Source organism: Pseudoalteromonas sp. LC2018020214, from assembly GCF_016598755.1.
Lineage (GTDB): Bacteria > Pseudomonadota > Gammaproteobacteria > Enterobacterales > Alteromonadaceae > Pseudoalteromonas > Pseudoalteromonas distincta.
The window spans coordinates 715,379-728,346 of the sequence record NZ_CP066804.1 but is presented as its reverse complement, the minus strand read 5'-3'; the positions used below and the strand labels follow the sequence as shown (position 1 = coordinate 728,346).

The 12,968-nt window shown below is 41.4% G+C and carries 11 protein-coding genes; all 11 read right to left on the bottom strand.

Translation table 11 applies throughout. The annotated features are described in order from the left end of the window. Genes JG479_RS03160 through rsmH form a run of 11 tightly spaced genes read right to left on the bottom strand, consistent with a single transcriptional unit; the run spans window position 1 to window position 12,957 of the window. Window positions 1-921, bottom strand: coding sequence for a D-alanine--D-alanine ligase (locus JG479_RS03160; RefSeq protein ID WP_149602139.1), 921 nt, complete (start codon window positions 919-921; stop codon window positions 1-3). Further along, window positions 918-2,369, bottom strand: coding sequence for a UDP-N-acetylmuramate--L-alanine ligase (gene murC, locus JG479_RS03155; protein WP_039485322.1), 1,452 nt, complete (start codon window positions 2,367-2,369; stop codon window positions 918-920). The genes JG479_RS03160 and murC overlap by 4 nt, the downstream gene beginning before the upstream one ends. After that, window positions 2,370-3,446, bottom strand: coding sequence for an undecaprenyldiphospho-muramoylpentapeptide beta-N-acetylglucosaminyltransferase (murG, locus tag JG479_RS03150; RefSeq protein WP_200219932.1), 1,077 nt, complete (start codon window positions 3,444-3,446; stop codon window positions 2,370-2,372). Continuing rightward, window positions 3,443-4,618: a cell division protein FtsW gene (gene ftsW / locus JG479_RS03145; RefSeq protein ID WP_024606332.1), complete on the bottom strand. Its 1,176-nt coding sequence runs from the start codon at window positions 4,616-4,618 to the stop codon at window positions 3,443-3,445. Before ftsW ends, murG begins: the two co-directional genes overlap by 4 nt. Further along, window positions 4,615-5,949 (bottom strand): UDP-N-acetylmuramoyl-L-alanine--D-glutamate ligase, encoded by a 1,335-nt coding sequence (gene murD, locus JG479_RS03140; protein ID WP_200219931.1) that lies wholly within the window; start codon window positions 5,947-5,949, stop codon window positions 4,615-4,617. The genes ftsW and murD overlap by 4 nt, the downstream gene beginning before the upstream one ends. Further along, a complete protein-coding gene (mraY, locus tag JG479_RS03135; RefSeq protein WP_002957990.1) occupies window positions 5,950-7,032 on the bottom strand; it encodes a phospho-N-acetylmuramoyl-pentapeptide-transferase in 1,083 nt (360 codons plus the stop codon). It lies immediately after the preceding gene. Beyond that, the gene (locus JG479_RS03130; RefSeq protein ID WP_200219930.1) at window positions 7,032-8,414 is read right to left on the bottom strand and encodes a UDP-N-acetylmuramoyl-tripeptide--D-alanyl-D-alanine ligase; all 1,383 of its coding nucleotides are present in this window, start codon (window positions 8,412-8,414) and stop codon (window positions 7,032-7,034) included. The genes mraY and JG479_RS03130 overlap by 1 nt, the downstream gene beginning before the upstream one ends. Continuing rightward, entirely contained in the window at window positions 8,411-9,889 is a 1,479-nt protein-coding gene (gene murE, locus JG479_RS03125; protein WP_200219929.1) for a UDP-N-acetylmuramoyl-L-alanyl-D-glutamate--2,6-diaminopimelate ligase, read from the bottom strand. The genes JG479_RS03130 and murE overlap by 4 nt, the downstream gene beginning before the upstream one ends. After that, a complete protein-coding gene (locus JG479_RS03120) occupies window positions 9,882-11,699 on the bottom strand; it encodes a peptidoglycan glycosyltransferase FtsI (protein WP_002957987.1) in 1,818 nt (605 codons plus the stop codon). Before JG479_RS03120 ends, murE begins: the two co-directional genes overlap by 8 nt. Continuing rightward, window positions 11,696-12,022, bottom strand: a complete 327-nt coding sequence (ftsL, locus tag JG479_RS03115) for a cell division protein FtsL (protein ID WP_002957986.1) — start codon at window positions 12,020-12,022, stop codon at window positions 11,696-11,698. The genes JG479_RS03120 and ftsL overlap by 4 nt, the downstream gene beginning before the upstream one ends. Further along, window positions 12,019-12,957: a 16S rRNA (cytosine(1402)-N(4))-methyltransferase RsmH gene (gene rsmH, locus JG479_RS03110; RefSeq protein WP_024606338.1), complete on the bottom strand. Its 939-nt coding sequence runs from the start codon at window positions 12,955-12,957 to the stop codon at window positions 12,019-12,021. The genes ftsL and rsmH overlap by 4 nt, the downstream gene beginning before the upstream one ends. Window positions 12,958-12,968 lie beyond the last annotated feature (11 nt).

Sequence of the window (12,968 nt, the reverse complement as noted above, 5' to 3'; positions counted from 1 at the left end):
TTAAAGCGTTTGCTCTAAAATGCGAACAACTAATTGCTCAAAAGTTGCCCCGTTCGCTTTTGCAGCCATCGGTACTAGTGACTTTTCAGTCATGCCTGGTACTGTATTTACTTCAAGCAGGTAAAAATTCCCTTGCTCGTCTTGCATAGCATCAACACGACCCCAACCACTTGCACCCACTAAATCAAACGCATCTAGCGATATGGCTTGTAAGTACTTAGTATCTTGCTCTGATAAATCTGCAGGGCAATGATACTGGGTTGTATTTGATTGATACTTAGCTTGGTAATCGTAAAAACCATTAGGTGTCGTCATCTCAATGACTGGTTGTACATCGTCGCCAAGTACCGTAATTGTAAACTCACGACCAGTGATCCACTGCTCTACAAGTACTTGGTTATCAAACTTAAATGCATTAGCTAGTGCATCTTCAAGCTCTTGTGTTGTACTTGCTTGCGCCATACCTATGCTTGAACCTTCATGCGATGGCTTAACCATTACCTTTTTAAACTCATCCATAATGGCTGCAGCATCAAAACCTTTTTTAGCATCAACTACGGTATAAGGTGCAGTACTTAAACCCGCTGATTTAAATAAGTGCTTACAACGTACTTTATCCATAGCAAGTGCTGAACCGAGTACATTACTGCCCGTGTAAGGCAAGTTCATAAATTCAAGTGCACCCTGCACTGTGCCGTCTTCGCCACCACGGCCATGCAAAGCGATAAAAACGCGATCTACATTTAATTCTTTTAACTCCCACAAAGAACGACTTTGTGGGTCAAATGCAATTGCATCAATACCACTATTTTGCAGCGCATTTAAAACAGCCTGACCCGATCGTAAAGACACTTCACGCTCTGCTGAGTTACCACCTAGCAGTACCGCTACTTTACCAAATTGTGTGTTTACCTGAGTCATACTTCACCTTGCTTAAGTTTTTCTATCGACATACCCGTTGCAGCTAATGTTTTAACTAACTGACCTATATTACCAGCGCCTTGGGTTAATACTAAATCATTGTTTTGTAAATTTGCGGCCAAAACACCTGCAAGCTCAGCATTTGTTGCTACGTGAAGCGGCTCTTTGCCACGTTGGCGAAGGCTACGGCATAAGCTTTTGCTGTCGGCCCCTACAATAGGATCTTCACCAGCGCTATACACATCAAGCAATAGTAACTGATCTACATCAGCAAGAACTTTTACAAAATCTTCGTATAAGTCGCGTGTACGAGAAAACCTATGAGGTTGATAAACCATTACTAAACGCTTATCAGGCCAACCTTCACGCACTGCTGCAATTGTTGCTGCAACTTCTGAAGGGTGATGCCCGTAATCATCAACTAACATCACGTTGCCCCGCTCGTTTTCAAATTCACCATAGTGCTGAAAACGACGACCAATGCCTTCAAACTTCTGCAGCGCTTCTAAAATTGCATGATTCGCAATGTTTTGATCTTTTGCAACAGCAATCGCAGCGGTTGCATTAAGTGCGTTGTGTCTACCTGGCATATTCAATGTGGCAGTTAAACACTCACCTTGTTTGTTAGTTACTGTAAATGTGCACGTATTAGCTGATTGGCTAAAGTCGCTCATGCGATAATCAGCATCCTTCGATTCACCATACGTAATAACTGGGCGACCAAAGCGCGGAATAAGCTCAGCTGCAACTTCAGAATCAATACATACAACAGCTAAACCATAAAACGGCAAGTTATGAATGAAATCGACATAAGTGTCTTTCATTTTTTCAAGACTGCCGCCATAAGTATCCATGTGATCTTCTTCAATATTTGTGATCACCGAGACCATTGGCTGCAAGTGTAAAAACGACGCATCGCTTTCATCAGCTTCTGCTATTAAAAAATCACTTTTGCCTACTTTTGCGTTACTACCTGCGCTATTTAACAAGCCACCAATAATAAAAGTTGGATCGAGCCCTGCTTGTCCATAAATACTCGCAATTAGGCTTGTTGTCGTTGTTTTACCATGCGTACCCGCAATGGCTATACCGTGGCGAAAACGCATTAGTTCTGCGAGCATTTCTGCGCGGCGCACAACAGGGATTCTTGCGGCTTTAGCTGCAATAATTTCAGGATTTGTTTCATCAATCGCGCTTGAAACAACCACTACATTGGCATCTTTCACGTTATTTTCATGATGGCCAATAAATACCTCAGCACCGGCTTTAATTAAGCGATCTGTCATAGCGCTATGAGCAATGTCAGAACCTGTAATACGGTAGCCTTCAAAAGCGAGTACTTCAGCAATACCGCCCATACCGGCTCCACCAATACCAATAAAGTGAATGGTTTCTATTCGGCGCATTGCTGGGCGCGTGTGTTTTTCTTGTACTGACGTTTCTTTCACTTATTTTCTCTTATTTGTTACTTGCTCACAGTGCGTTGCTACGCTTGCTGTGGCATCTAAAATGGCTTGTTTTTTTGCATTTGTAGCCATTTCAGTAATTAATGAAGGTTGGGCTAAATATGGGCTTAATAGTTCAACAATTGATTGTTTATTAAACTGCCCTTGTGGCATTAATAATGCGCCATTAGCCATCACTAAATATTGTGCGTTTGCTGTTTGATGGTCATCCACGGCATGTGGAAAAGGAACAAAAACAGCCATTTTACCTGCCGCTGCAATTTCGCTAACAGTTAATGCACCAGCGCGGCAAACAACAATATCAGCCCAGCTATACGCCGCGTCCATATCATCAATAAATTCAGCTATTTTTGTATTACCATCCGTAAAGCCCTGCATTTTATAAGCTGTTTCTACAGTAGATAAATGACCTTTACCTGTTTGATGCCATACGCTTATAGGAGCTGAATTATTTAGTACTTTAAATGCTTCAGGTAATGTTTGATTAAGCACTTGTGCACCGAGCGAGCCCCCTACCACTAAAATATTAATAGGGCTTGATACATCGCGTTTGGCTATATTCATAACGCTTTGGCGAACTGGGTTACCTACTAGCTCGGCTTGACCCTGTGCAAAAGCACTTGGAAATGCTGCTAATACACGTGTAGCCACCTTAGCTAGCAGTTTATTGCTCATACCCGCTACAGCGTTTTGCTCGTGAATAACTAACGGAATACCTAAACTCTTTGCGGCAATTCCCGTGGGTCCCGTAACATAACCGCCCATTGCGAGTACTACATCAGGACGCTGTTCTTTCAATACCTTACGCGCTTGCAATACTGCATTAACTACCATGAATGGGGCTTTAATAAGACGTTTTAATCCGTTACCACGAACACCTTTTACATTAATAAAATCAATATCTATATTATGCTTAGGTACAACGCTTGCTTCCATTCGATCTGGTGTGCCAATCCAGCTTACTTGCCAGCCCTGCTGTTTTAAATAATCAGCCACTGCAATGCCAGGAAAAATGTGTCCGCCAGTTCCACCAGCCACTACTACTAATTTTTTACTCATCGCTTGCCTCCACGTGAGGTGGCTTGTTTGGTTGCCATTTTGGTTTCAAAATCAACGCGCAATAAAATGCCCGTGGCAATGGTCATAATTAACAAGCTTGAACCACCATAAGAAATAAATGGCAGGGTTAAACCCTTAGTTGGCAAAATACCCGCGCTCGCACCTACATTCACCATGGTTTGAAATGCAAACCAAATACCAATGGCAAACGAAAAATAGCCTTCGTATTCTTTGCCACACTTAAGCGCTTGTTGGCCTATTAATAACGCTCTAAATACTAAAGTAGCTAATACCATTAAAATACTTACAACGCCTATTAAACCAAGTTCTTCACCTATTACAGCAAAAATAAAATCGTTATGCGCTTCAGGTAAATATTGTAGTTTTTGTACACTGTTACCTAAGCCTTGGCCAAACCAACCACCTTGGCTATAAGCCATTAGCGATTGAACCAACTGATAACCTTTACCAAAAGGATCATCCCAAGGGTCTAAAAAGCCAACAACACGCGCCATTCGATATGGTTCAACAATAATCAGTAATACAACCAAACCGACGCCAGTTAGAATAAGTACAAAAAACTGCCATAATTTAGCGCCAGCTAAAAACAGTAAACCAACCGTTGTTACAAACATAACAACCACTGTGCCTAAGTCGGGTTGCAGCAAAATAAGCAGCGCATACACTGCAAATACAGCTATTGGCTTTGCAAAGCCTTTAATATTTTCTTGTACTTCTTCGCGTTTTCTTACCAAATAACCCGCAATATAACTAAAAAAGTATAATTTAGCGGCCTCAGCAACCTGAAAACCAACAGGACCAATAGGTATCCATCGTTTAGCACCATTCACTTCACGCCCAACAATCAATACCGCAATTAACAGCACCATGCCTAGTATTAATAAATAAGGGTTGGATCGTTTCCACCAATCCATTGGCACACAAACACTTATCCAAAAAAGCACAAAAGACATTGCCAAAAACATGCTGTGGCGAATAGTAATATGGTATGGGTCATCAAATAACCGCTCAGCGGTCGGCATTGAAGCGCTGGTTACCATGATAAAACCAACACCAATTAACATAATTACGCAGTATAGCAGCGGTACATCATACAACTGACCTGAAGGTTTTGGTGTTAATGCATCTCTTATATCGGCAAAAGCAATCATAGTTGCCCTGCCATAACACATTGAATAAAGTCATCACCGCGCTGCATATAGTTGTTATACATATCAATGCTGGCACATGCAGGTGCTAACAAAACAATATTGCCTGTACTACTCAGTACGTTGGCCAAAGCAACGGCTTCTTCCATGTTGTTAGTTAAATAGCTCTTATTGGTAATCGCAGCTAAGTCACTTGCATCTTTACCAAAACAAATTAATGCTTTTACATGCTGTTCTATGTAGGGTTTAAGTGCATTTAAATCAGCGCCTTTAGCATCGCCACCTGCAATAACAATCAGGTTTTCACCATCACTAGCCAAGCTATCTATTGCAGCAATGGTCGCTCCAACATTCGTTGCCTTTGAATCGTTAAAATACTTTACACCGTTAAGCTCAGCTACAAATTGGCAGCGATGAGCCAACCCATTAAATTGACCTAACGCGTTCTTATATTGATCTTTACTTACTTCAAACGAACTTAAAAGCGCCATTACTGCAAGCGTATTTAAATAATTGTGCTTACCCACTACCGCAAGCGTATCAACAGGTAAAAAGGCATCGCCTTTAAGCATAAAATGAGTTTCGCCATTATGCTGCGCTAAATGGTAATCACCTTGTTGAGCACCAAAGCTGATTAGGGGAGTTGTACCGCGCTCAACTGGATGTGTTTGAATATCGTCTGCATTGACAACAATAAGCTCTGCACCGTCATAAATACATAGCTTTGAGTCTATATAAGCTTGGTAACTGTCGTATCGGTCAAGGTGATCTTCTGACACATTTAATACCGTTGCACTTACAGGTTTTAAACTCGTTGTGGTATCTAGCTGAAAACTAGATAACTCAAGTACATACACATCAAAATCATCGTTGAGTAAATCAAGCACCGCTGTGCCAATATTTCCACCCAAAGCAACTTTATAGCCGGCTTCTTTTAATACTTCATAAGCGAGCGTAACCACGGTTGATTTACCGTTAGAGCCCGTAATAGCAACAACTGGTTTTGTATTAATACGAGCAAATAACTCAACGTCGCCAATCACTTCAACACCTGCGTTAATTGCATTTGCAACAGCTGGTATTTTTAAGCTAAGCCCAGGGCTTATAATAATCATATTGCTTGAACAAAGCTCAGCATCATCTAAATTACCAAAGTGGGTATCTAGATTTGGCGCATGCTCTTTTAACCAATCAATCCCCGGCGGGGTTGCTCGGCTATCAACGACCTTGGGGGCGAGGCCATGAGATAATAGAAAACGCACAATGCCCAGACCGGTTACACCGAGTCCGAGCACTGTTATTTGTTTGTTTTTTATCTCGTTTAAATACTGCATTTATCGAATCTTTAAAGTAGCTAAGCCAGCAAGCACTAGCACAACAGAAATAATCCAAAAGCGCACAATAACGCGAGGCTCTGGCCAACCTTTTAATTCATAATGATGATGAATCGGCGCCATTCTAAAAATACGTTGACCGCGCAATTTATACGACCCCACTTGTAATATTACCGATAGTGCTTCCATTACAAATACACCGCCCATAATAATAAGCAGTAATTCTTGGCGTACTAAAACAGCAATAATACCTAATGCACCACCAAGTGCTAATGAGCCAACATCGCCCATAAATACTTGTGCTGGGTAAGTGTTAAACCATAAAAAGCCAAGCCCTGCGCCCACAATGGCAGTACACACAACTACAAGCTCACTCGCTAGCGGTAAATGTGGGATATGTAAGTAAGCCGAAAAGTTAATATTACCTGTTAAGTAAGCAATAATTGCCAATGCTGCAGCCACCAAAATAATTGGCACAATCGCCAAGCCATCTAAACCATCTGTCAGGTTTACCGCGTTTGATGTACCTACTATCGCAAAGTACGTGAGCACAATATAAAACAAACCTAATTGCGGTAATACGTCTTTAAAAAATGGAACAACAAGAGATGTCTCAGATGCTTGAGCACTGGTAAAGTACAAAGCAGTAGCTACAACTAATGCAATGACCGATTGCCAAAAGTACTTCCACTTAGCAATTAAACCTTTTGGGTCTTTACGAATAACTTTACGGTAATCATCAACAAAGCCAACAATACCTAATGAACCAATTACAAACAGTGTTGCCCACACATATTTATTTGATAAATCGGCCCAAAGTAGCGTGCTGGTAAAAATAGCCGCTAAAATAAGTAAGCCACCCATAGTCGGTGTACCCGACTTAGACAAATGCGATTGCGGACCATCGTCGCGAACTGTTTGACCTATTTGCATACGTTGCAAACCACGAATTAACTTAGGCCCTAAATAAAGAGACATAATTAGCGCAGTTAAAATACCTAAAATGGCACGTAGCGTTAAATACGAAAAAACATGAAAACCACTAAAATACTGTGTTAAATACTCTGCCAGCCAAACTAACATTATGATACTCCATTGATGGCTTGTTGCTGGCCATTAACTAAATCGGTTACTAATAATTCCATGCGAGAACTGCGCGATCCTTTCACTACTATTGTTGTTTTTTTATTCACTTTATTAATGCTTTCTTGAATTTTTTGCTGCATCTGTTCGCGGCTCGAAAAGTGACGATTAGGGAGTTCAAACACATCACTTGCGTATTTACTTAACACGCCTAATGTAAATAACTCATCAATCCCTTGTTCAAGTGCATACTCGCCAACTTCTTGATGGTACTTACGTGCATCTTCACCAAGCTCACCCATATCTCCGAGTGCTAAAATGCGGTGACCTTGCATATCACTTAACAAGTCAATCGCAGCCTTTACCGACTTAACATTGGCATTATAGGTGTCATCAACCACGGTAAGTAAATCAGACACTTCAATTAAATTAACGCGCCCTTTTACATCACCCATTGTGGCAAGTGCATTGGCTATTTCTTCAAGGGTTACATCAAATTCACTGGTCAGCGCCGCAGCGATAAGTGCATTACTAATATTATGCTTACCAGGTAGTGCCAAAGTAACAGGCACTTGCTTGTTTTTAGTGCAAAGCTTAAAGCTTGCACGTGCATTGGCATCAAGCGTGATGTTCTCTGCCCAAATATCTAGTTTTTCGGTTGTAGAAAAGCGTTTAACATTACGCCCTTCAAGTTTATCTAACCAATACTGGCTAAATTCACTATCGCAATTAACAATGGCAACACCGTCATCTTTTAGGCCATCAAAAATCTCACCTTTAGCTATTGCAACGCCCATTAAGCTACCAAAACCTTCTAAGTGAGCTGCTGCGACATTGCATACAACGGCCACATCAGGCTTTGTCATTGCAGTAGTGTAAGCAATTTCACCTAAGTGATTTGCACCTAGCTCAATAACAGCAAAACGATGTTGAGGCTCTAAGCGCAATAACGTAAGTGGGACGCCAATATCGTTGTTAAAATTACCTTTAGTAGCTAATACATCACCGTGAACCGACAAAATTGCCGCACACATTTCTTTTACGGTGGTTTTGCCTACACTCCCTGTAATTGCAATTGTTTTAGGCGCCACTTGTGCCATAACAGCGGTGCCAATTGTACCTAGTGCAATACGTGTATCGCTTACTATAAATTGTGGAATATCTACATCAACTTTGTGCTGAACAATAACGCCTATAGCGCCTTTTTGTTTAGCCTCAGCTATAAATTTATGGCCATCAAAATTTGGCCCTTTAAGTGCTAAAAACACTTCGCCATCGCACACTGTACGAGTATCAGTATTTATATTAAGCACCTGTTGATTATCACCTTGATAATCGGTTGTTAGCACATTAGCTAACCAATCAAAATCCATTGGGATCATTGTGTTATCCCTCTTACTGCTTTTTTTAGTTGTTCTTGTACATAGCGGCGATCGCAAAAGTCGATTCGCTTACCGCCTATAATTTGATAATCTTCGTGGCCTTTACCTGCAATCAAAATAACATCATCAGCTGTAGCGTTTTCTATAGCAAAACGAATTGCAGCTGCTCTATCAGCCTCTAAATGTGCATTTTGAGGATGGGTTAGACCGCCTGCTACATCTGCAATAATGTCATCAGGATTTTCAGATCGAGGGTTATCGCTGGTAATAATCACTTTATTAGCGTTTTGCTCTGCAGCTTGCGCCATTAATGCGCGCTTACCTTTGTCTCTGTCGCCACCGCAACCAAATACACAACTTACACCACCTGGCACATGCAACTGCAATGCTTGTAATGCAAGTGCAAGTGCATCGGGTGTATGGGCGTAATCAACAACACACGTTGGCATGCCAGCTTGACTAAATGCTTGCATTCGACCAGCGACTGGCTGTAACTGCGCACAACCAGCAACTAGTTGCTCAAGCGGATAACCTAGCCCTAGTAATGTAGCGAGCGCTGCCGTTAAGTTATATAAGTTGAATTCGCCAAACAGAGGCGATTTAATTGAAATATCACCCCAACTTGTCGACAACTGCGCTGAAATACCTTCACTTGAATATTCAACATCAGAAAAATAAACGTATCGGGCATTCTTAGGAGCTAAGTTTTTGCGGCCATAACAAATTAGGTTATTAAAATCATACTTTTCAAGCCATTGCTCAGCTTGAAAGTCATCTTGATTGAGCACTACAACTTGCGGTTCAAAATCACGGAAAAGCATTAATTTCGCATCACCGTAACTTGCCATATCACCATGGTAATCTAAGTGATCGCGCGAAAGATTAGTAAACACAGCCGCTTTAAACTGACATTTAGCAACGCGTTGTTGCACTAACCCATGAGATGATACTTCCATGGCTACCAGCTTTTTATGCTGCGAATTTAAATCGCTTAAAATATGCTGTAAATCAACTGTTGAAGGCGTAGTGTTTATCAGTGGAATTAAGTTATCAGGATGGCCATAACCTAAAGTGCCTATAATAGCCGACTCAGTACTACAAAATTGTGCTAAGTGGGCAATCATTGCTGTGGTGGTAGATTTACCATTTGTACCTGTCACACCAATTAAATCAAGAGTCTGACTTGGTTGGCTATAAAAGCGACTAGCTAATTCTGGAAGCTTTTTATCAAGCTCTGAGACTAAATACAGTGGCTCAAAACTGCTTTCAAATTCACATAATCTGTCAGCAATGATAGCTATTGCGCCATTTTCAATTGCTTTAGCAATAAATTGTCCGCCATCAAGTGTATGGCCTTTAATAGCAACAAATACATCACCTGGAGTTACTTCACGGCTATCAAGGCGTAAATGCTTAACCAATTGCGAGGGCGCATCTATTTCGATGTATTTTAAAATATCCTTTAAATCACGCATCGTTATCTTTACCTTGTACGTACGCAACCTCTTCCTTGTCAGGCGCTACGTTTAATATTCTTAATGCGTTAGAGATGATTTCTGCAAATGCAGGGCCAGCGGTGGCACCTCCATAGTACACATCACCACCTGGTTCATTAATCATAACTACCACGGCTAAACGAGGATTACTTGCCGGTGCTACACCTGCAAAATAACCTACATATTCATCACCATAACCACCTGCTACGGCTTTTTTAGATGTACCTGTTTTACCGGCAGCACGATACCCATCAACTTTTATGTTGCGAGCAGTACCGTCTTTTTCAAATACACTTTCCATCATGTGGACTACGGCTTCTACGTCTTTTTGTTTAAAAATACGTTCGCCTTCAGGTATATTATCTTGCTTTAAAATAGTCAGTGGTCGATTAACACCACCGGCGCCTAACATGGTATAAAAGCGCGCCATTTGCGCAGTACTTACCGAAATTGCATAACCAAATGATAAAGTTGCAATTTCAAAGTCAGACCAACGACGATTTGGATAAAACAAACCGCTGCTTTCACCTACCATTCCAGTACCGGTGTCACTGCCAAAGCCTACTTTTTGATATAAGCCAACAAGGTAATCTTTAGGCACTAACTGAGTAACCTTCGCAACCCCCATATTTGAGGAGTACTTTAGTATTTCGCGCAGTGTTAGTTCGCCGTGATTACGAGTATCTCTAACTAAACTACCACCTAAACGCATCCAACCTGGGTAGGTATCAATCGTGTCATCTGCCTGAATGGCGCCGTAGTCTAGCCCAGCCAAAATGGCTAGAGGCTTAACAGTTGAGCCTGGTTCAAACAAATCTGTAATTGCGCGATTACGACGCTTATGAGGTGCAGCATCGCTTAAGTTATTTGGATTAAATGAAGGACTATTTACCATTGCCAGCACTTCACCGGTTTTAACATCAACTACCATAGCTGAGCCCGATGTGGCTTTGTAAGTCAGTACAGCTGATTTTACAGCTTTGTAGGCAATAGCTTGAATTCGTTGGTCAATACTTAGTTCTATACTTTCTGGCTCTACGCGCTCACGCTCGTCAAGCACTTCTACTTCACGCCCTTGTGCGTCTTTACGTATAGTGCGGCGGCCTTCCTCGCCCGTTAAAGCGTTTTCGTATAGCTTTTCAATGCCTTCAATGCCTTTACCGTCTATATTAGTAAAACCAATAACATGCGCGGTAACTTCCCCTGCAGGGTAATAGCGTTTAGATTCATCTAGTAAATGAATACCTGGTAGGCGTAAATCGCCAATATAATTTGCTACAGCAGGAGTAACTTGGCGCTTTAAATAAACAAAGCGACGCGAGGGATCGTTTAATAGTCGAGAGTTAATCTTCTTAGGATCAATGCGCAATACATCAGCAAGCTCACGCCAGCGTAAATCGTTTTTATAATAAAGTGCAGTACGCTTATCAAGCTCAGCGGTATTTTCAGCTAAAGATAAATGATCTTCGCCGCTTTTACGTGCTTGTTTAATTACTTTAGAAACAAGCGACTTGTGCAATGCTTTAGGATCAGCATATACACTTACCACAGGCACACTTACCGCTAACTCTTTACCATTACGGTCAAAAATCATCCCGCGTTGCACATGTAGTTTTTCAACGCGCACGGTACGTTTGTCACTTTCTGAACGTGCTTTATCAGGTTCTATTACTTGTAAATAAGCAGCGCGAGATACGAGTGTTACAAACACCATAAACACAACTGCACACACCAGCATAAAGCGCCATGTGATTAAATTAGTGACTGGTTTTTTGCCTCTATTTCTCATTGTACTATTATTACCTGCTCATCTTGACTCGTAGGTCTTTTCATTTTCAATTGTGATGTAGCTACTTCTTCAATGCGTGCATGTTGCGAATAAAATTCTTCTTCAACAAGTAAGTAGCGCCACTCTAAATCGAGCTCATCGCGTTCTTGTAATAATTGATCTTGCTGTATAAGTTGGCCACGAGCTAAGTGGGTTGTTTGCACAACAGCTAAACTAGAAGCGAATATCACAACCAACAAGGCCGAGGTTAGCTTATTAGCTCCTAGGCCTTTTAATATTTCAAAGAATAAATTAGGTTGCCGATAGCTCGCTTTTTTACTCATCCCAACCTCTGTGCAATCCTAAGTACAGAACTACGAGAACGTGGATTACGCTCTACTTCTGCAGCACTTGGCTTAATAGCTTTACCCACTGCTTTTAACGTCAGATTTTTATTTATTTGTGCATCAGTTAAAGGCAGACCTCTGGGTAATGCTTCTCCCTTACTCTGTTTTCTAATAAACTGTTTTACAATACGGTCTTCTAAAGAATGAAACGAAATCACCACTAAACGTCCGCCTGGCTTTAGCACTTTAACTGCAGACTGTAGCGCAGTTTGAATCTCTTCAAGCTCACTATTAATGTAAATACGAATAGCCTGAAAAGTACGGGTAGCTGGGTGTTTAAACTTATCTTTTACCGGTACAGCTTCATCAACAAGGTCAGCAAGCTGCTTGGTAGTTGTGATTGGCGTGTGCTCACGAACTTCAAGTACTTTGTGTGCAATGCGTTTACCAAACTTTTCTTCGCCCAATTTTTTAATTACGTGGGTAATATCATCCAACTCAGCCTCTGCTAACCACTGTGCTGCACTGCGACCTGTTGTAGGGTCCATACGCATATCGAGTGGGCCGTCTTTCATAAAACTAAAGCCACGCTCAGCGTCATCTAGTTGTGGTGACGAAACACCAATGTCTAATAAAATGCCATCCACTTTACCAATTAGATCGTTTTGCTGTGCTACTTCGTATAAGTTTGAAAAGCGAGTATGTGCAATTGCAAAACGTGGGTCATCAGCAAATTTTTCAGCTGATTGTATTGCTTGTGGATCTTGGTCAATTGCTTGCAGGCGACCTTCATCACCAAGGCGTGCTAAAATTTGCCCAGAGTGGCCACCACGTCCAAATGTACCATCCATGTATATACCGTCTGGCTTAATTGCAAGGGCATCGATGGTCTCATCCATTAATACGGATACGTGTTCAAATTGCGCTGTCATTAGCTATTGTG